The sequence below is a fragment of the Mycobacterium mantenii genome, assembly GCF_010731775.1.
Classification (GTDB): domain Bacteria; phylum Actinomycetota; class Actinomycetes; order Mycobacteriales; family Mycobacteriaceae; genus Mycobacterium; species Mycobacterium mantenii.
The window spans coordinates 1,208,459-1,228,863 of the sequence record NZ_AP022590.1; the positions used below are offsets into that span (position 1 = coordinate 1,208,459).

Consider the following 20,405-nt stretch of genomic DNA (forward strand, 5'->3'; position numbering starts at 1 on the left):
TTCGGTGCAAGGAGCACTGATATGGCTGCATTCATGCGCGCAAGCGACGCGTTCACCTGGGCGATGGAGAGCGACCCACGGCTGCGATCGACCGTGGTCAGCGTCGTACTCCTGGACCGAACTCCGGACTGGGACGAAGTGCGCAAGCGGTTCGACCTGATCAGCCGAAAACTGCCCATGTTCAGGCAGCGGGTGGTGCAGTCACCCCCGCCGGCTCCGCCGCGGTGGGAGCACTACCGGGATTTCGAGCTGGATTACCACCTGCGGAAGGAAACCATTTCCGGCGCCGGAACCCTCGACGACGTGCTGGAAGTGGCGCGAGTGGCCGAGATGCAGGATTTCGATCGGGCCCGCGCGCTATGGGAGACGACGTTCATCGACGGTCTGGAAAACGGTGGCGCGGCCGTGATCTGCAAATTTCACCACGCGCTCACGGACGGGGTCGGCGGAATCCAGATCGCGATGCACCTGTTCGATCTCTCGGAGGATATCTACCCCCTTGAACCCATGCCGCCCGAGCCACAGGTCGCGGCGTCCTCGCCGCTGAGCGGCTACCGCGATGCCGTGCGTTACGACACCGGCTTGCTCAACAGCGCCCTGACAGGCGTGGCCACCCTCGTGCCACGGGTCATGTACGACGCCGTTCGGCGGCCCGTCGCGACCATCAGGTCCGCGGCGACCACCGCGGCATCGGTCTACCGTACCGTCCGGCCGATAAACCGACCCGGGTCATGCTTGGCGACGGATCGCGGCCTGATCCGGCGTCTCGGGGTGCATCAGGTGCCGAAGCGGCCGCTTCGGGAAGCGGCGCACCGTTGCGGTGGGGCGCTGAACGACGCCTTCGTCGCCGGGGTCGCGGGCGGCCTACGCATCTACCACGAGAAACACGGCGTGGCGGTGGGCGACTTGCACATCACGATGCCGATCAGCCTGCGGACCAAAGACGACGACATCGGCGGGAATCGGATTACGCTGATGCGCTTCGACATTCCCGTCGGCGAGCCCGATCCGGCCAAGCGGATCAAGGCGATACGGGAGCGCACCGCTGCGGTGCGCAACGAAAGGTCGCTGCCATACACGCAATTGATCGCCGGGGTGCTCAACCTGGCGCCGCGGTGGTACATCGGTTCGGTGCTGCGGCACGTTGATTTCGTGGCCAGCGATGTGCCGGGCGTTCCCGTGCCCGTGTTCCTCGGCGGTGCCGCGGTACGCGCGCAGTACGCGTTCGGCCCCACCATCGGTGCGGCGGTCAACGTCACCCTGCTCACCTATGTCGATACTTGCGGGCTCGGTTTGAACGTCGACACCACCGCGATTCCCGACTACGACGTTTTCCATGACGCCATCGTCGGCGGCTTCGACGAGTTACTCTCTTTGGCAAGGTAATTCGTCATCTGCGAGTTCGGACACCGGCCGGGCGCGGTGCGGGAGTCGTTGGTGAGCAGCAGATCCCGAAACGGTCACAGCCGCATATCAATGTCAGTGACGGACTGGCACAACGCGAGGGATCCGCAAATCATTGCACAGGGCGCCTTTTGGGGATTGCGGCCGCGACGATGCAGACGAATTCCTGCCGCTATGCGTGTAGCGGTTCCGCGAGGGCCCAGCAGGAGGTATCACACAGCATGACGACGAACTGGGTTCCCGCCCAAACTTCATGCGGACCGAACTCCGGTCGCATTCTCGACACCGCGCGGGGCATCCTCATCGGACTTCGCCGGTGTCCTTCCGATGCCGCATTGGATGAATTGCACAGCGCGGCGATACGGCACAAGGTGCCGGTGTTCGCGATGGCGTGGGCGCTGGTCCACCTGGCGGGCGACGGTGAGAAGACCCCCAGTTTTGTCGACGCGCAGTCCGCGGCCCGCCACGAATGGGGTCGGCTGTTCAAATCCGCCGCTCTGACCGGTTGAGCGCGCATCAAGACGTTGGGGCGGCCGAGCTTTCGAGGGGTAACCCGGCCGTCTCCAACTACAACAACATCGACCCGACGGCGCGCGCGGAAGGCAGTGCCTTGCGGCTCAGGTTGCAGTGGCCGACGCGGGAACGGGGTGTGAGGCGCCGGCGAAACCGGCGCGCGGTCGACCCGCCGGCGCCCGAAAGCGACTACGGAATCCGGCTGTTCCGCTAGTCGCGCTCGCTCCGGGCGCGACTAGCGCGTCCAGGCCGGCGAGTCGGCGGCCGCGAGCAACGCGTCGACGATGCGCTGTTCCTTTTCCGCGAAGCGCTCCGTGGGCGCCGGCACCGAGATGGCGACGACGATGCCACCGACGGCCCGCCGGGCGACGGCCGCGGCCGAAATCCCCGGGGTGTGTTGGTCGCGGTCGAACGCGATGCCGGTGCGTCGGATCTCCGCGAGCTCGGCCCGCAGCGGGTCCGCGTCCTCTGGTCGGAGCCGGGTCAGCACGGCTTCGGCGTCGGCGTCGTCGAGCGCGGCGAGGGCCGCTTTTCCGTTGGCCGTCGTTTCCAACGGGAAGCGCACTCCGATCGCCGAGACCGCCCGCAGCCGGTGGGACGACTCGATCTGGTCGACGAACCACATGCGCTGCCCGCGCAGGATCGACAGGTCGACGGTCTCGCCGTCGGTAGCCCACGCCACGCGTTCTATGGTCGGGCGGAAGATCGCGGAGACCTGAGCTCCGTCGGGTCTTCCGAGGCCCAGCAGGCGCTCGCCCGGCGAAAAGCGGCCCTGCGCATCGACGCTGGCCAGGCCGACTTCGACCAGGCCGAACAGCAATCGGCGGGCCGTCGACTTGGCCAGCCCGAGTCGCTCACCCAGGTCGACCAGCCGCAGGTGTCCCGGCTCGGCAGCGATCTCGTCCAACGCGGCGGCGGCGCGACGTAAAACCTGGATGCCCTCGTCGCGACCAGTTGGCAAATTTTCCCCCGTTGGCGGCACATGCTCACTATAGTGATCCGCATTACGGACCGCAAAGGACCGCATCACGGATCAAAGGAGCTCCAGATGGGTGTGTTACCGGCCGGACGGCACTGTTTTCGGGGCGACGACGGTTACGAGGCCGCCCGCAGGGGCACCGTGTGGCACCAGCGGGTGCCGTACCGGTACCCCGAGGTGATCGTGCAGGCGGTCGATCCCGACGACATCGTCGCCGGTATCCGGCACGCCAAGGCCAACGGCCTGCAGGTCAGCATCGTGTCCGGCGGGCACAGCTTCGCGGCCAGCCACCTGCGCGACGGATCGGTGCTGCTCGACCTCAGCCGCCTCGATCACGCCACGATCGACACCGACAAGGGCCTGGCCGTCGCCGGTCCCGGCAAGGGCGGCAGCCTGCTGATGGCCGACCTCGAAGCGCAGAACCTCTTCTTCCCCGGTGGACACTGCAAGGGCGTGTGCCTGGGTGGGTACCTGCTGCAGGGCGGATACGGCTGGAACAGCCGGATTTACGGGCCGGCCTGCGAGAGCGTCATCGGCCTCGACGTCGTCACGGCCGACGGCGAGCAGATCCACTGCGACGAGGGCAATCACCCCGACCTCTACTGGGCCGCCCGCGGGGCCGGTCCGGGCTTCTTCGGGGTCGTCACGTCGTTCTACCTCAAGCTGTATCCGCGGCCGGCGGCCTGCGGCACCAGCGTCTACGTCTATCCGTTCGACCTGGCCGACGAGGTCTTCACCTGGGCCCGTGCGGTCAGCGCCGAAGTCGACCCCCGGGTCGAGCTGCAGGCCGTCGCGTCGCGCGGTGAACCGAGCATGGGCATCACCGAACCCGTGATCTCGTTCGCCTCGCCGGCGTTCGCGGACTCCGACCAGGAGGCCGAACAGGCCCTGGCACTGTTCGGGACCTGCCCCGTCGCCGAGCAAGCACTGGTCAAAGTCCCTTACATGTCAACCGATTTGCCCACCTGGTACGACGTCGCGATGAGCCACTACCTGTCCGACCATCACTATGCGGTGGACAACATGTGGACGTCGGCACCGGCCGAAGACCTGCTCCCCGGTATCCGGACCATCCTGGACACGATGCCCCCGCACCCGGCGCACTTTCTCTGGCTGAACTGGGGGCCGTGCCCGACCCGGCAAGACATGGCCTACAGCATCGAGGGCGACATCTACCTGGCGCTGTACGGCTCGTGGAAAGACCCGGCCGACGAAGATAAGTATGCCGACTGGGCGCGGTCCAACATGGCCGCAATGTCCGACTTCGCCCTGGGCATCCAGCTCGCCGACGAGAACCTGGGCCGGCGGCCGGCGCGGTTCGCCAGCGATGACGCCATGGCCAAGCTCGACCGCGTCCGCGCGAAATACGATCCCGGCGGCCTGTTCAACAGCTGGATGGGACGACTCTGATGTCCGGCGGCTTGTATCTGGGATACCGCGACGACGACGCAAAGACACCGTTCGGCAAATACTTCAACCCCGAAATGGCCCCGCTGCCAACACATGTGGTCGAGGCGCTGCAGCACGGGCCGCAGGGCGCCATGGCGCTGGTGGCATTCGAGGACGCCGCGAGCGTCGCAGACGAGGGGTACCAGCAGACCGAGAACGGCTACGGGGTGCTCGACGATGGCGGCTATCACGTGTCGGTACGCACCGACATGCCGGGAGTCACTCCGGCGATGTGGTCGTGGTGGTTCGGCTGGCACGGCTGCGACACCCGCCGGTACAAGCTGTGGCACCCGCGGGCGCACCTTCGCACCGCCTGGAAGGGTCAGACGAACAACGGCCAAGACGATGGGGCCGCCGGCCGCCGGGGCGCTCAGCGTTACATCGGTCGCTGGTCGTTGATCAGCGAGTACATCGGCTCGGCGATGCTCAATGGCGCAATCCAATTCATCGATCCGGCGAACGTGGGCTGTCCCCCCGACAGCGACGCCGCGGTGGCGATCTGCGCGCGGCTGGGCTCCAGCGACGTCCCGGTCGACGTCGGATGGTTCATCCACCATGTCCGATCGACCCCGAACGGGGCCGAGATGCGGTCACGATTCTGGATGGGCGGGCGCTACATCGCGGTCCGTCGTGTCCCCGGCGTCGCATCCCGGGCGGTGCGCCCGATCGCGGCGCGGGTGCTCGGCGACCCGGCGAGCAGCGCCCGCAACCTGATGGTGCATTGCGCCCAGGAGATGAACCACCTGGCCGGTTTTCTGCCGGAACTCTACGAAGCCTTCGGTTCCGAATAGCGGCAAGCTATTTCGGTGGCGGCAGCTGGAGTGGCCCCTCGGGCGGACCCAGCTCCGGCGGCCCGTCCCGCTTCGTCAGGGCCCGCCGACGGTCGCCTTCCGCAGACTCCACCGACAGCCGGCCCGCGTCAGGTGCGGCCCGCCGGGGCAGGGCCGAGCGGGAATCGCGACCGGTCACCCGGCGGTGCCCCCGCGCGCCGGGGCCTTGCCGCGACGAGGTGACGAAATCCGTTGGTACCGAGTGGGCCTCGGTATCGGCGGGTTGCCCGGACAGCTGGGTGTCTGAGGCCTCGGAGTTGACCGTCACCTTGCGGGTGCGCTTGAGCGTGAAGGTGATCTCCTCGGTTTCTTCGAGGACGCCCTCGAACACCTGGCGCGCGCTGCGCAACGGGTGGGTGGTGGTGTCGATCACCCGCGCCACGAAGGGTGGCACCAACGGGCGAATCCAGCGTGCCGCGGCCTTGGTGGCGTCCGGAATCGAGGGGATCAACGGGCCATTCCGTTCTTCGTGCGGCTCGACCTCGCCGCGCGGCGGCAGGGGAGCGGGCAGGTTCTCCGCAACCTCGGGGGTCTCGGGAGTGGCCCGGCCCGGGGCCGCCTCCGGCGCGGGCAGTTGGGTGATCGCCCGGCTGGCCGCCTCGGCTTCGGCGGCGATCGGCAGATACACGTCATCGTCGCCCGGCTCGAATGCCCGCTGCGACGGCGCATGCACCGGAGCATCCAGGGCATCGCAGACCCGGCGGCGTTGCTGTTCCCGGTCGATCTCGATCTGCGCCTCGATGGCCAGCCGAGCTTGCGTCAGTTGGTGCTCGGCCCAGAGGATTTCGGCCTCGCGGCGCACCTCGGCCCGCTTGACCGCGATCGCGGTGTCCGCGTCGAGTTCGGCGCGTTCGCGACGGGCGCGCGAGGTGGCGCGGCGATCGTGCGTTGTTTCACCGCGCCACAGCCCCAGGATCAGCGGCGCCAGGTAGAGCAGCACGCAAACCCCGATCGTGAACAGCCGCAGGGTCATTGCCCCCGCGTCGGCCGAGGTGAGGTCATTCATCGCGACCCAGCGTGCGCCCAGACCCCGGCCGGCATCCGCCACGACGCCGTCCCGTGCGTCGCGCAGCGCGTGCTCCTGTCGCGAGATCGCGGCGTCCAGCCCGGGTGCGCGGCTGTCTCGGGCCGCCAGAGCCGTGTCCAACTCGTGTTGAGCATCGGCGAGAAGCTCGTTGGCCGTGCGTGTTTCGGGCCCGGTGCCGGGAACACCGGTGATCCGGGTCTGCGGGCAGCCCGGCGTGGGGTGATACTCGCAGCGGGCGACGACCAGGGCCTGGTCCTGACGGTCACGGGCCTGCGCGACGGCGCCGTCGAGTGCGGTGCGGGCATCCCGGATCTGTTGCAGGGACGCCGACGCCTGCGCCACGGCCGGCGCCGATCCGGCGTTGCGCAACGCCCGTTCGTCGAGGCGGTGGTCGATCGAGCTGGAAAGAATGACCAGTGCGGCGAGTTCACCGACGATGACGCCCACCGCCGCCGCCACCGCGGCGCGCCCCAGGATGCCGGGGCGGCTGCGGTCGGGCCCCGGGATGGTGCCGCGGGTGATGGCGCCGACCAGCAGACCGAAGGCAAGGGTGAGCGACACGACGGCCGGCAGCGGCCAGCGAACCGACCCGCCTACGGCCAGGGTCGCGATCAGCCAGGCCAGCAGCGCGCCCAACAATGTCACCGCGCCGGCGACGGCATGGGTGGACCGTTCGTGACGTTCACCCAGCTCGCGCCGGTGTCCGCCGCCGAGCCAGATGAGCACGCCCGACGCCCGGGCCAGGCCCGGGCGCTGCTCCGTTACGTCCTGGGGCATGAGACTGAAAACACCTCCACCATCAAGCTTGCAGGCCACCGCCCGACACATCGAATCGAAGCACCCCGCCTGTGGCGCGCTTCACAAACCCGCGGATTCGACGCAGACGCAGATCACCCGCGGGCATCGATCGGTTTTCTGGTCCGGGGTGAGGGGATCTGACGCGGAATTCTGCGACGCGAGCAGATCAGCGACCGTTCAGGCAGGTGACATGAGACGGTATAAGCCTATGACGAATCACGATTATGTCACCTACGAGGAGTTCGGCCGCAGGTTCTTCGAGGTGGCCGTCACTCCCGAGCGGGTCGCCGCGGCATTCGCCGACATCGCCGGAAGCGAGTTCGCCATGGAGCCGATCGCGCAGGGGCCCGGCGGGATCGCCAAAGTCAGCGCCAACGTCAAGATTCAAGACCCCAGGGTCACGCGCCGGCTGGGCGACAGCATCACCTTCGTCATCCACATTCCTCTCTCGATCGACCTCTTGGTCGACCTGTGGCTCGACAAGCAGCGTTTCATGGTCTCCGGAGACATCCAATTGCGCGCGACGGCGCGCGCGGCGGAGCCGCTGCTGCTGATCGTCGACGTCGCCAAACCGCGGCCGTCCGACATCACCGTCAACGTCTCGTCGAAGTCGATCCGCGGCGAGGTGCTGCGGATCCTGGCCGGCGTCGACGGTGAGATCCGGCGGTTCATCGCGCAGTACGTCGCCACCGAGATCGACACGCCGCAGTCGCAGGCGGCACAAATCATCGACGTGGCCCATCAACTGGACCAGGCCTGGCCCTGAGCTGGCCGGCCGACGAATACGCGCGAGGGCGTCGGGGTACTCAGCCAAGGTTGTGCGTTCGTCGCCGGTGCGTGAGGTGACGGCGTTTGTCATCGCCTGGGGAGGAAAACGTTGGCCCGTGTAGATGTCTCGGTATCGTCGCAGGTCGAGCCGGAAGCGGCCTGGAAACTGGCGTCCGACCTGGACCGATTCGACGAGTGGATGACGATCTTCGCCGGATGGCGGGGGCCGGTGCCCGACACGATCGAAAAGGGCACCTGTGTCTCGTCGTGTGTCAAGGTCAAGGGGTTCCGCAACGTCATCCACTGGGAGGTCACCCGGTACGACGAGCCGAAAGGCATTGAGCTGCAAGGTCGCGGACGCGGCGGTATCCGCCTCACGGTGGCGATGACCGTCGCCGACGACCACCCCGGATCGACCTTCCACCTGACTGCCGATCTGGGCGGCGGGCTGCTCAGCGGGCCGGTCGGGGGACTGGTCGCCCGAGTGCTGCGCTCCGATGTGCAAAAGTCCGTGAACAACCTCGCGGCCCTGCAATAACCGCCCACCGCGGCGCTAGGGGGCCGGGTGGGTGGTCACCCACTCCCGCTCCGCGTCGCGAATCCGCCTGCGGTCCATCGCAAGCCAGGACAGCCCGGCCCCGAACGCGAGCATGGAGATGATCGCGGCGTCCACGCCCGCCCCGGCCTCACCCAGGGCGAAATCGGTCACGCACACCGCGAACGCCAGCGCGGCCGCCGCGACCGCGAGCATCCCGGGCGTTCGCGCCGCGGCCGGCACCGATCCTCGCGGGTACCGATCCGCCGACCGATCGTGGCCGACAGGGCTGTGCCTCATGGCCGTCTCCTCTGCTGTCACATCCGTTTCAGCCGATGTGTTGGTGCTACCCAAAAGGCCGTCCGGAGAAACGACGTCGCCGAGGTGTCGCGGGGCTCAGAGTGTTTGGTGCCGCCCGAAGTATTTGTGGTCTTCGCTGTAGCCGCCGTAACCGCTGCCGATGTCGTGGTAGTCGGCGACGAACTCGATGCCCTTGATCCACTTCACCAGTTTGAATCCGTGCTGCAATTCGTTGCGCAGCCGCAGCGGTCTGCCGTGCATGTAGGGGAGCTGCTGGTCGTTCATGTTGTAGGCCAGCATCGTCATATGGTGGTCCATCTGGCCGATGTGATGGGCGTTGTAGTAGATCCCGCCCGTGGCGCCCAAGCCCATCGAATAGAAGACCGCCCATTTGGCTTCGGGAAGCGGTTTCACGATATCCATGATCGTTTTCATTTGCACGCCACCCCATTTGGCGACGCCCGACCACGCCTGAATGCAGAAGTGCTGGCTGATCTGCTCGTGGTAGGGCAGCGCCATCAAGTCCTCGAGCGAGAATTCCATCGGGTGCTCAACCAGACCGTAGACGCGCAGCCGCCAGTCCTTGAAGTCGTCGCGCTCCAGTTCCTTGTACTCGACCGTCTCCGGCAGGCGGCCGTTGCGCCAGTGGTGCGGCGAGATGTCCTTTTCGGTAAACGCTCCGGGCTTGGGGTCCAGCTGCTCGAGCATCCGCTGGAAGGGACCCACCAGCGCATAGCCGACCCGCTGCACCACGCGGGGGTGGCGAATGGTGAAGGGAGTGGCCCAAACCCATGCGATAGCGGTCAGCACCATGGCCGCGGCGAAGATGCCGAAGCCCACCCAGCTGTTGTCATCGCGGGAGGCGAACATGTGGTTGAGGTTTCGCAACGCGCTCGTCGTCAGAACCATGGTGACGTGCACCAGGATGAAGAACAAGAAGTAGACCAGCACCACGAAATGCAGCGACCGCGCGTGCTGGATGCTCAGCCGCTTGCTGAGCCAGTGGACCCGCTGGGACAGCGCGGGCGACATGCCCAGGCCGGTGATCAGCGCGGCCGGGGCGGCGATGAAGACGGTGGTGAAGTACGCCAGCAGCTGCAGACCGTTGTAGGCGACCCAGCCGTTGTCGGTCGGCCAGTCCAGCGACAGGTATTGAATCGCCACCGACGCCGCGTTGGGGAAGACGTCCCAACTGGTCGGCACGATGTGGCGCCACTGGCCGGTGGCGAACAACAGCACGTAGAAGACAGCGCCGTTGACGAGCCACAACACATCGACGCCCAGGTGCCACCACCGGGCCAGGCCGATGGAGTGCCGGAACCCCGGCAGCCCCAACTGCGGCGGCAGGGCGACGGTGTCGGCGTTGGCGGTCCACAGCTCGTCGTCCGGCACCGGCGGGCCCACCCGCAGCCACTCATCCTTACCCGGGGTGGCGTTGCGGCTGAAGTAAAGCCGGGGATGGTCGCAGAGGATCTGGATCCCCGTCCTGATGATGAACATCATCATGAAGAGGTTGAAGAAGTGCGTCCAGCCGATCCAGGCCGGCAGGCCTTGGGGGACGCCCGCACTGTCCGAACCGGGGTAGCGGTGCAGGAACGACTGCACCGCGGGCACGTTGTGCAAGCCTTTGCCCACCGCGATCCCGGCGATCAGCACGGCAAAGCCGATCGGGATCAACCACAGCAGGTTGAACCACCGGTCGCGGCCGATGCGCAGTTTCGGGGCGGTGGCCCGCCTGGTGAGGTCGAAGCCGCCACCGTAGTGCTCCACATCGATGACGTCTTCGGCGGTGTGTATCTCGTTGCGGTAGTCCGGGATGGACGTCAGGGGCGTGCCCACTGCCAGCGTCGATACCGAGCCCTGCTGCGCCGCTCGCCCTCCACCGGTCCCCGCGGAATCAACGGTGTTCGTCACGCGGCCGAAATTACACGAATGAGCCTGGATAAATTGGAGTCAATCGGGAAGAACGGCCCCGGTCGCGCCGCCGGTAGCGGCGACGATGACCGGTGAGCGCGTCCAGCGCGCAAAATCCGGGTGCACCTCGACGGCGTTAGCCGCACTTACCCAAAGGAATCCCCGATTTGCGCCGCAGATACGAATTGATGAGGTTAGCTGTGAGTGTGCGCATAATCTGCTGCCAACACGCTAATCGGGGTCCTGCGGCAGCAGCCGGCGCACCGGCCGGGTCTCGATGGCGTTGACCGTCAATGCCCGGCGGCTGATGCGCCACCCCGCGTCGGTCAGCACGTACGCGTCGTCATAGCGCAGGTGCCACACCACGTCCACCACCTCGGCGTCGCGTTCGTTCCAGTGGTGCGCGACGCACGCGATCCGCCCGCGGGCGGTGCCGGGTTGCGGGGCCGCGTCGTACACCTCACCGATGATCGCGTGCTCGGTGCGGGTGACCGCGGCGACGGCCGCGACCGCGGTGGTGATGGCCTGCCGTCCGCGATGCGAATGGACCGGCCGCAGATAGGCCGGCGGTGCGGGCACCACCAGCTCCGCATCGGAGGTGAAAAGGTTTGCGACAGCACCAAATTCGCAGTCGTCCACGTTGGCCGCATACCGGTGCACCACATCGCTGAGCGCGGCACGCTGTTCGGCGGAAAGCGTCACGGGCTCAACGACAGCCGTTGCGCACACGCCGACAACAGGTCTTTGGCCTGCTCGATATCGCTGGTCGGCGGCATGGCCAGCACCAGACGGTCGGCGCCCTGATCGGCCAGGCCACCCGCGCGCTCGGCATCGATCTTGGCAACCGAATGGCCCAGGGACACTTCCAGCGCCGCCGGATCGCGGCCCGCTGCCGACGCCTCGTCGTGCATGAGCGTGAGCAGCGACTCGAGTCGCGGCCCGGTGACTCCGAGCGGCTGGAATCCGTCGCCGAGGCGTCCGGCACGGCGCGCGGCGGCCCGGCTGTGCCCGCCGATGTGGATCGGAAGATGTTCGGCCGCAATGGGTTTCGGATAGCACATGACGTGATCGAAGCCGAAGAACTCGCCCGCGAAGGACGCCCCGTCGGGCCGCTGCGCCCACAGCGCCCGCATGACAGCCAACTGCTCGTCGGCCCGCCGGCCACGGCTGTCGAACTCGACATCGCAGGCCGCGAGCTCTTCCGCTAGCCAGCCCACCCCCACACACAGGCGCAGTCGCCCGCCCGACAGCGCGTCGACGGTGGCGGCCCGCTTGGCCAGCACAACCGGGTGGTGGTTGGGCAAAACCAGCACGCCGGTGGCCAACCCCAGGCTGCTCGTGTGGCCGGCCAGAAACGCAAGCAGGTCAAGCGGATCGGGGATCGGGCAATCCGCGGTCAGGCCGACGCGTCCCGAGTTGTCGTAGGGATAGACGCTGTCGTAGCGGGTGAGCAAAACGGTGTGCTCGACCACGACGATCGATTCGAACCCGCAGGCTTCGAGGTGGCGCGCGAAGGCAACCATCCAATCGGGGTCCGCGGTGACACCGTCGGCGACCGGAGCCACGACTGAGACCTTCATGGCTTCAGAAGCTAACAAGGCACTCGACCGGGCGACTAGCGGGCCGTGCTTTCGGCGGCGACGGGTGCGATCGCGCCACGCACGGCTTCGGCGAGCGTGGCAGTCCGGCGATCGGTGAAGACGTCTTCGAGCATCACCGCGCGCCCGTCGGGACCCGTCAGCGGCACCCGCCAGTTCGGGTATTCGTCGGTGGTGCCGGGCTGATTCTGGGTCCGGCGGTCACCGACCGCGTCGGTCAGCGCCACCCCCAGCAGCCGCGACGGCGTCCTGCCCAGGTAGCGGTACAGCGCCAAAACGACTTGCTCGGGGTCGTCCTCGTCGCCGTCGTCGAGCAACCCGACCCGGCGCAGCTCGGCTATCCACGCGGCCAGGTCGGCCCGGTCGGAGTCGAGCTCCTCGTCGACGGGCCGGGTCAGCAGTCCCAACGAATCGCGCAGCCGCACATGGTCACCCGCCAGGTAGCCGGCGGTCGGAGGCAGGTCGTGCGTGGTGACCGAGGACAGGCAGTACTCGCGCCAGCGCTCGGCACGGAGCGGAGCTCCGCTGGCACTCGGGTCGTCGCGGTCCAGCTCGAACCACAGGATCGAGGTGCCCAGCAGGCCCCGCAATAAGAGGTAGTCACGCACCCACGGCTCGACCGTGCCGAGATCCTCACCGACGACGACCGCGCCGGCCCGGTGCGCTTCCAGGGCGACGATGCCGATCATGGCTTCGTGGTCGTACCGCACGTAGGTGCCCTCCTTGGGTGAGGCGCCCCGCGGGATCCACCACAGCCGGAACAACCCGATGATGTGGTCGATGCGCACCCCGCCCGCATGGCGCAGCACCGCGCGGATCAGCGCGCGAAAGGGCCGATATTCGTGCTCGTCCAACCGGTCTGGCCGCCACGGCGGCTGCGACCAGTCCTGGCCGAGCTGATTGAACTCGTCCGGCGGCGCGCCCGCGGTCACCCCGAGCGCCATCATGTCCTGCAGCGCCCAGGCGTCGGCGCCGTTGGGATGCACACCGACGGCCAGGTCATGCATGATGCCCAGCGCCATCCCGGCCCGGATTGCCTGCGACTGCGCCCCGGCAAGCTGCTCGTCGAGTTGCCACTGCAGCCAGCGATGGAAATCGACCGTGTCCGACTGCTTTTCGACGAAGGCCGCGACCCCGGAAGCGTCCGGGTGCTGTAGCGCCCCGGGCCAGGAATGCCAGTCGTCGCCGTACTTCTCGGCCAGCGCGCACCAGGTGGCGAAGTCGTCCAGCGCGCGGCCCTCCCGGTCGCGGAATGCCTTGTAGGACAGCTCCCGTCCCGCCGACCGCGGTTCTTGATGCAGCAGCCGCAGCGCTGCCCGCTTGGCGGCCCACGAGCCGTCGCGGTCGATGGCGTCGACGCGGCCGGCGCGCTGCTGGACCTCGGAGCGCAGCCGGCGGACCCGGCTGCGCTTGGTCAGGTCGGCGAATTCGGGGATCGCCTCGACGCGAAGATAAAGCGGGTTGACGAAGCGCCGCGACGTCGGTAGGTACGGCGACGGCTCCATCGGCTTGGTCGGGGCCGCGGCGTGCAGGGGATTGACCAACAGATAGTCGGCGCCGTGGCGAGACGCCGACCACACCGCCAGGTCGGTCAGGTCTGTCAGATCGCCGACCCCCCACGACTGCCGCGACCGCACGCTGTACAGCTGCGTGGCCAGGCCCCACGCGCGGCGGGCGCCGAGCCGCTCCGGCAGCCCGAGCCAGTCCGGCGTCACGATCAGCGCGGTGCTGGTCTCGGAGTCACCGGAACGCAGGTGCACCCGGTGATAGCCCAGCGGCAGATGGGCGGGCAGCAGGAAGCTGGCCTCGCCGACCCAGCGCCCGTCCAGGTCGTACGGCGGGGTGAAGTTGTCGACCTGTTCGACACCGCCACGCACCGTGCCGTCTTCGAGTTGCAACCACAGCTCGGCGGGATCGCCGTGGGTGACGTGCGCCCAGAACCGGATCTGCTCGCCGGTACGCCCGACGATGGTCGCCGGCAGCCGACGCGCCCAGTGCGACCGCAGCTTCGCGGTCAGCGCGACGTTGCGCTCCTGTTCGTTGTCGGCCGCGACGCCCAGGGCCCCCAGCACCGCCTTCAACGTCGTCTCGGAAACCCCCACCCGGCGGCCGGTCCAGTCCTCGTAGTCCGTCGCGATGCCGTACCTGCGGGCGAGTTCGATCAGCGACGGTGCGAGTTCAGCCATACCGCCATCTTGCTGCCCGGATTCGGGGGCCGGCGACTCGGACCCGGCGCGAGTTAGCGCATTCTTTGCTGGGCGGTGGCCTGCCATTCACTTATCCCCCTGCCATCAACGGCGTCGTGCGCTCGACAGGACGAGATGGCCCGCGGCCACTACGATGCCCTGAGGAGAAGAAAAGGATGCGTTCAGCTCATCCGTGGGGGAAGAGAAACTGCCAGCTCAGTGGCGCATGTTGGTGCCGACCTCGCTGGCGCCCCGGCGCCATGAACGCGGCCGGATCCGGGTGCATAAAGAGATGTAGAAGTGAATGCGCGTTGGCGCCGCGTGGCGAGGTCCTCGCAGGTGCCTTACGGTTGTCATGTAATTCGCGCTGGATCAGTTTCGAGGGACAATATCCAGGCGCATCAGCAGACCGGATGGTGAATTAAGTGGCGGAAGAGAGTCGCGGGCAGCGCGGGTCGGGGTACGGCCTCGGGTTGTCGACGCGGACCCAGGTGACCGGCTATCAGTTCCTTGCACGCCGGACCGCGATGGCACTGACGCGGTGGCGCGTCCGCATGGAGGTCGAGCCGGGACGGCGCCAGAACCTCGCCGTGGTGGCGTCGATCTCCGCCGCGCTGGTGATCTGCCTGGGCGCGCTGCTCTACTCCTTCATCAGCCCGGCGGGCCAGATCAACGAGTCGCCCATCATCGCCGACCGCGATTCGGGCGCGCTGTACGTCCGCGTCGGCGAGAAGCTGTACCCGGCCCTCAACCTGGCGTCGGCGCGGCTGATCACCGGTCGCCCGGACAACCCGCACCTGGTGAAGTCCAACCAGATCGCCACCCTGCCGCGCGGACCGATGGTGGGCATCCCCGGTGCACCGTCGAGCTTCCACCCGACCAATCCGGCCGCCTCGTCCTGGCTGGTCTGCGACACCGTCGCGAACTCGACCGGTGCCGGGGCGCCGTCCGGTGTGACCGTGACGGTGATCGACGGCAACCCGGATTTGAGCAACCACCGGCGGGTGCTGTCCGGGTCGGACGCGGTGGTGCTGAACTACAGCGGGGACGCCTGGGTCATCCGGGACGGGCGCCGCTCCCGCATCGACGGGTCGAACCGATCGGTGCTGCTGCCGCTGGGGCTCACCCCGGAGCAGGTCAGCATGGCGAAGCCGATGAGCCGCGCCCTCTACGACGCGTTGCCGGTGGGTCCGGAGCTGACCGTGCCGCAGATTCAGAACGCGGGCGCCGGGGCGTCGTTCCCGAACGCGCCCGGCCCGATCGGCACGGTGATCGTCACCCCGCAAATCAGTGGGCCGCAACAGTATTCGTTGGTGTTGGCCGACGGTGTGCAGACGCTCCCACCGCTGGTGGCCCAGATCCTGCAGAACGCCGGACCGGGCAACACCAAACCGGTGACCGTGGAGCCGTCCGCCTTGGCCAAGATGCCGGTGGTCAACAAGCTGGACCTGTCGTCCTACCCGGACGCACCGCTGAACGTGATGGACATCCGCGAGAACCCGGCGACCTGCTGGTGGTGGCAGAAGACCTCCGGTGAAAACCGGGCCCGCGTCCAGGTCATCTCCGGCGCGACCATTCCGGTCGAGCAGAAGGACATCAGCAAGGTCGTGTCGCTGGTCAAGGCCGACACCACCGGCCGCGAAGCCGACCAGGTCTTCTTCGGGCCCGACTATGCGAACTTCGTGGCCGTCACCGGAAACGATCCCGGGGCCAAGACGACCGAGTCGCTGTGGTGGCTCACGGATGCGGGTGCCCGGTTCGGAGTGGACGACACCCGCGAGGTACGAGAGGCGTTGGGCCTGAAGACGAAACCGGGCCTGGCGCCGTGGGTAGCACTGCGACTGCTACCGCAAGGGCCGACGTTGTCGCGGGCGGATGCGCTGGTGGAGCACGACACGCTACCGATGGATATGTCTCCAGGAGAGTTGACGGTACCGAAGTGAAACGTGGATTTGCGCGGCCGACGCCGGAGAAGCCTCCGGTAATCAAGCCGGAGAACATCGTCCTCCCGACGCCGCTGAGCATCCCGCCGCCGGAGGGCAAGCCCTGGTGGTTGATCGTGGTCGGCGTCGTGGTGGTCGGCCTGCTGATCGGTATGGTCGCTATGACCTTCGCCAGCGGCTCGCACGTGTTCGGTGGCGCGGGCTCGATCTTCCCGATCTTCATGATCGGTGGCGTCGCGATGATGATGTTCGGCGGCCGGTTCGGCGGCCAGCAGCAGATGAGCCGGCCCAAGCTGGACTCGATGCGTGCCCAGTTCATGCTGATGCTGGACATGCTGCGCGAGACCGCGCACGAGTCGGCCGACAGCATGGACGCCAACTACCGGTGGTTCCATCCGGCACCCACCACCCTGGCCGCCGCGGTCGGGTCGTCGCGGATGTGGGAACGCAAACCCGACGGCAAAGACCTGAACTTCGGCGTGGTCCGCGTCGGCGTCGGGATGACGCGTCCCGAAGTGACCTGGGGTGAGCCCCAGAACATGCCCACCGACATCGAGCTCGAGCCGGTGACCGGTAAGGCACTTCAGGAATTCGGTCGCTATCAAAGCGTCGTCTACAACCTGCCCAAGATGATCTCGGTGCTGGTCGAGCCCTGGTACTCGCTGGCCGGAGACCGCGAGCAGGTGGTGGGACTGATGCGGGCGATCATCTGCCAGCTGGCGTTCTCGCACGGCCCCGACCACATGCGGATGATCGTGGTCAGTTCGAATCTGGACGAATGGGACTGGGTGAAGTGGCTGCCGCACTTCGGCGACCCGCGCCGCCAGGACGCCGCCGGCAACGCGCGGATGGTATACAGCGCGGTTCGCGAGTTCGCCGCCGAGCAGGCCGAATTGTTCGCCGGCCGTGGGTCTTTCACGCCCCGCCACGCCAGTTCGTCGGCCCAGACGCCGACGCCCCACACCGTCATCATCGCCGACGTCGTTGACCCGCAATGGGAGTACGTGATCAGCGGCGAGGGCGTCGACGGGGTGACGTTCTTCGACCTCACCGGCTCCGCGATGTGGAGTGCGGTTCCGGAGCGCACCCTGCGGTTCGACGACAAGGGTGTGATCGAGGCGCTGCCCCGCGACCGCGACACCTGGATGGTCATCGACGAGAAGCCGTGGTTCTTCGCCCTCACCGACCACATCAGCATCGCCGAGGCGGAGGAGTTCTCGCAGAAGCTGGCACGGTGGCGCCTCGCCGAGGCATACGAAGAAATCGGCCAGCGGGTGGCGCACATCGGCGCCCGGGACATCATGGCCTACTACGGAATTGACGATCCCGGCCACATCGACTTCCAGGCGCTGTGGGGTAGCCGCAACGACTCGATGGGCCGGTCGCGGCTGCGTGCGCCGTTCGGTGTCCGTTCCGACAATGGCGAGCTGCTGTTCTTGGACATGAAGTCGCTGGACGAAGGCGGCGACGGTCCGCACGGCGTCATGTCCGGTACGACCGGTTCGGGTAAGTCGACCCTGGTGCGGACCGTGATCGAATCGCTGATGCTCAGCCATCCGCCGGAGGAGCTGCAGTTCGTGCTGGCCGACCTCAAGGGTGGGTCGGCGGTCAAGCCGTTCGCCGGCGTCCCGCACGTGTCCCGGATCATCACCGACCTGGAAGAGGACCAGGCGTTGATGGAGCGCTTCCTGGACGCGCTGTGGGGTGAAATCGCCCGCCGCAAGGCGATCTGCGACAGCGCCGGCGTCGACGACGCCAAGGAATACAACTCGGTGCGCAGCCGGATGCGCGCGCGTGGCCAGGACATGGCGCCGCTGCCGATGCTCGTGGTCGTCATCGACGAGTTCTACGAGTGGTTCCGCATCATGCCGACGGCGGTCGACGTCCTCGACTCGATCGGCCGTCAGGGCCGCGCGTACTGGATCCACCTGATGATGGCGTCGCAGACCATCGAGAGCCGCGCCGAAAAGCTCATGGAGAACATGGGTTACCGGTTGGTGCTGAAAGCGCGTACCGCCGGTGCGGCGCAGGCGGCCGGTGTGCCGAACGCGGTCAACCTGCCCGCTCAGGCCGGTCTGGGCTACTTCCGCCGCAGCCTGGAAGACATCACCCGATTCCAGGCCGAGTTCCTGTGGCGGGACTACTTCCCGCGCGGCCTCACCGACGACGGGGACGAAGCGCCGGCGCTGGTGCACAGCATCGACTACGTCCGCCCGCAATTGTTCACCAACTCGTTCACCCCGCTGGAGGTCAGCGTCGGGGGGCCGGAAATCACCCCGGCCGTCCCGGCGAACGGTGACGCGCTCCCGATCGAGGCCACCGAGGAGGACGACGCCGAAGGGATCAGGACGCCCAAGGTCGGTACGGTCATCATCGACCAGCTGCGCAAGATCGACTTCCAGCCGTACCGGCTGTGGCAGCCGCCGTTGAACCAGCCCGTCGCCATCGACGAGTTGGTGAACCGGTTCCTCGGCCACCCCTGGCAGCAGGACTATGGCACCGCGCGCGATCTGGTCTTCCCGATCGGAATCATCGACCGCCCGTTCAAGCACGATCAGCCGCCGTGGACGGTCGACACCTCCGGGCCCGGTGCCAACGTCTTGATCCTGGGCGCCGGTGGTTCGGGTAAGACCACCGCCCTGCAGACGCTGATCTGTTCGGCGGCACTGACCCACACACCCGAGCAGATCCAGTTCTACTGCCTGGCCTACAGCGGCACCGCGCTGACCACGGTCGCGCGTCTGCCCCACGTCGGTGAGGTGGCCGGCCCGACCGACCCGTACGGTGTGCGCCGCACGGTGGCCGAACTGCTGGCCCTGGTTCGCGAGCGCAAGCGCAGCTTCCTCGAGTACGGGATCGCCTCGATGGAGGTGTTCCGGCGGCGGAAGTTCGGCGGTGAGCCCGGCCCGGTTCCCAACGACGGCTTCGGCGACGTCTACCTGGTGGTGGATAACTACCGTGCGCTGGCCGAAGAAAACGAGGTCCTGATCGAGCAGGTCAACGTGATCATCAATCAGGGCCCCTCGTTCGGGGTGCACGTGGTGGTCACCGCCGATCGCGAATCGGAGCTGCGGCCGCCGGTGCGCAGCGGTTTCGGCTCCCGGGTCGAGCTGCGGCTGGCGGCCGTGGAAGACGCCAAGCTGGTGCGTTCGCGGTTCGCCAAGGACGTTCCGGTCAAGCCGGGTCGCGGCATGGTCGCGGTCAACTACGTCCGCCTCGACGCCGACCCGCAGTCCGGTCTGCACACGCTGGTGGCGCGGCCCGCGCTGGCCAGCACGCCGGACTATAGCTTCGAGTCCGACAGCATCGCCGAAGCGGTCAGCCGGATCGCGAGCGGTCAGGCTCCGCCGGTGCGCCGGCTGCCGGCGATCTTCGGTGTCGAACAGCTTCGGGAGCTTGCCGCGCAGGACACCCGCCAGGGCGTCGGTGCGGGCGGAATCGCCTGGGCCATCTCGGAATTGGACCTGTCGCCGGTGTACCTCAACTTTGCCGAGAACGCGCACCTGATGGTGACCGGCCGTCGCGAATGTGGGCGTACCACGACGCTGGCCACCATCATGTCCGAGATCGGGCGGTTGTATGCACCCGGAGCAACCAGCGCGCCGCCACCGCCACCGGGGCAGCCCTCGGCGCAGGTGTGGCTGGTGGACCCGCGCCGTCAGCTGCTGACCGCGCTCGGCTCCGATTACGTGGAGAAGTTCGCCTACAACCTCGATGGCGTGCAGGCGATGATGGGCGAACTGGCCGCGGTCCTGGCCGGCCGCGAGCCGCCGCCGGGGTTGTCCGCCGAGGAGTTGCTGTCGCGGAACTGGTGGAGCGGGCCGGAGATCTTCTTGATCGTCGACGACATCCAGCAGCTGCCGGCAGGTTTCGACTCGCCGCTGCACAAGGCGGCCCCGTGGGTGACCCGGGCCGCGGATGTCGGCCTGCACGTGATCGTCACGCGCACGTTTGGTGGTTGGTCCTCGGCCGGCAGCGACCCGATGCTGCGGGCACTGGCCCAGGCGAACGCGCCGCTGCTGGTGATGGACGCCGACCCCGACGAGGGATTCATCCGCGGCAAGATGAAGGGTGGTCCGCTGCCGCGTGGTCGAGGCCTGCTGATGGCCGAAGACACCGGCGTGTTCGTCCAGGTCGCAGCGACCGAGCTGCGTAAGTAGG

General features: G+C 67.7%; 15 protein-coding genes. 8 read left to right on the forward strand and 7 right to left on the reverse strand.

The genetic code is table 11. From position 1 onward, the window contains the following. The first annotated feature begins 21 nt into the window (after positions 1-21). Both G6N50_RS05470 and G6N50_RS05475 read left to right on the forward strand, forming a co-directional pair. Entirely contained in the window at positions 22-1,386 is a 1,365-nt protein-coding gene (locus G6N50_RS05470) for a wax ester/triacylglycerol synthase domain-containing protein (protein ID WP_083099065.1), read from the forward strand. A gap of 239 nt (positions 1,387-1,625) precedes the next feature. Next, entirely contained in the window at positions 1,626-1,913 is a 288-nt protein-coding gene (locus G6N50_RS05475; protein WP_083099063.1) for an ANTAR domain-containing protein, read from the forward strand. 239 nt (positions 1,914-2,152) lie between these two features. Here the strand turns inward: G6N50_RS05475 and G6N50_RS05480 are convergent, their stop codons facing one another. Beyond that, a complete protein-coding gene (locus G6N50_RS05480; protein WP_142275763.1) occupies positions 2,153-2,944 on the reverse strand; it encodes an IclR family transcriptional regulator in 792 nt (263 codons plus the stop codon). A gap of 21 nt (positions 2,945-2,965) precedes the next feature. Here G6N50_RS05480 and G6N50_RS05485 point away from each other — a divergent pair, with 21 nt between their 5' ends. Then, positions 2,966-4,306, forward strand: coding sequence for an FAD-binding oxidoreductase (locus tag G6N50_RS05485; protein WP_083099057.1), 1,341 nt, complete (start codon positions 2,966-2,968; stop codon positions 4,304-4,306). Continuing rightward, positions 4,306-5,136 carry a DAPG hydrolase family protein gene (locus G6N50_RS05490; protein ID WP_083099055.1) on the forward strand — a complete coding sequence of 277 codons (831 nt, stop codon included), beginning with the start codon at positions 4,306-4,308 and terminating at the stop codon, positions 5,134-5,136. Before G6N50_RS05485 ends, G6N50_RS05490 begins: the two co-directional genes overlap by 1 nt. 7 nt (positions 5,137-5,143) lie before the next feature. Here the strand turns inward: G6N50_RS05490 and G6N50_RS05495 are convergent, their stop codons facing one another. Next, positions 5,144-6,979, reverse strand: a complete 1,836-nt coding sequence (locus G6N50_RS05495; protein WP_083099053.1) for a DUF4407 domain-containing protein — start codon at positions 6,977-6,979, stop codon at positions 5,144-5,146. A 229-nt stretch (positions 6,980-7,208) separates the two neighbouring features. Between G6N50_RS05495 and G6N50_RS05500 the strand changes: the two genes are divergently transcribed. Next, entirely contained in the window at positions 7,209-7,766 is a 558-nt protein-coding gene (locus G6N50_RS05500) for a hypothetical protein (RefSeq protein ID WP_067838875.1), read from the forward strand. 111 nt (positions 7,767-7,877) lie between these two features. Then, the gene (locus G6N50_RS05505; protein ID WP_083099051.1) at positions 7,878-8,306 is read left to right on the forward strand and encodes a type II toxin-antitoxin system Rv0910 family toxin; all 429 of its coding nucleotides are present in this window, start codon (positions 7,878-7,880) and stop codon (positions 8,304-8,306) included. Between the two features lie 15 nt (positions 8,307-8,321). Here G6N50_RS05505 and G6N50_RS05510 read toward each other — a convergent pair whose 3' ends face one another. The 5 genes from G6N50_RS05510 to malQ form a co-directional block, all read right to left on the reverse strand. After that, positions 8,322-8,603, reverse strand: a complete 282-nt coding sequence (locus tag G6N50_RS05510; protein WP_083099049.1) for a hypothetical protein — start codon at positions 8,601-8,603, stop codon at positions 8,322-8,324. A 96-nt stretch (positions 8,604-8,699) separates the two neighbouring features. Continuing rightward, positions 8,700-10,442: a molybdopterin-dependent oxidoreductase gene (locus G6N50_RS05515; RefSeq protein WP_083099047.1), complete on the reverse strand. Its 1,743-nt coding sequence runs from the start codon at positions 10,440-10,442 to the stop codon at positions 8,700-8,702. Between the two features lie 306 nt (positions 10,443-10,748). Beyond that, on the reverse strand, positions 10,749-11,219 hold the full coding sequence (locus tag G6N50_RS05520) for a nuclear transport factor 2 family protein (RefSeq protein WP_083099045.1): 471 nt from the start codon (positions 11,217-11,219) through the stop codon (positions 10,749-10,751). Next, positions 11,216-12,097: an LLM class F420-dependent oxidoreductase gene (locus G6N50_RS05525; protein ID WP_083099043.1), complete on the reverse strand. Its 882-nt coding sequence runs from the start codon at positions 12,095-12,097 to the stop codon at positions 11,216-11,218. Before G6N50_RS05525 ends, G6N50_RS05520 begins: the two co-directional genes overlap by 4 nt. A gap of 35 nt (positions 12,098-12,132) precedes the next feature. Continuing rightward, complete coding sequence (gene malQ / locus G6N50_RS05530; RefSeq protein WP_083099041.1) at positions 12,133-14,301, reverse strand: 4-alpha-glucanotransferase; 2,169 nt, start codon at positions 14,299-14,301, stop codon at positions 12,133-12,135. A gap of 425 nt (positions 14,302-14,726) precedes the next feature. Here malQ and eccB point away from each other — a divergent pair, with 425 nt between their 5' ends. Next, entirely contained in the window at positions 14,727-16,244 is a 1,518-nt protein-coding gene (gene eccB / locus G6N50_RS05535) for a type VII secretion protein EccB (RefSeq protein ID WP_083099038.1), read from the forward strand. Continuing rightward, entirely contained in the window at positions 16,241-20,404 is a 4,164-nt protein-coding gene (gene eccCa / locus G6N50_RS05540) for a type VII secretion protein EccCa (protein WP_083099036.1), read from the forward strand. The genes eccB and eccCa overlap by 4 nt, the downstream gene beginning before the upstream one ends. The last annotated feature ends 1 nt before the right edge of the window (position 20,405 follow it).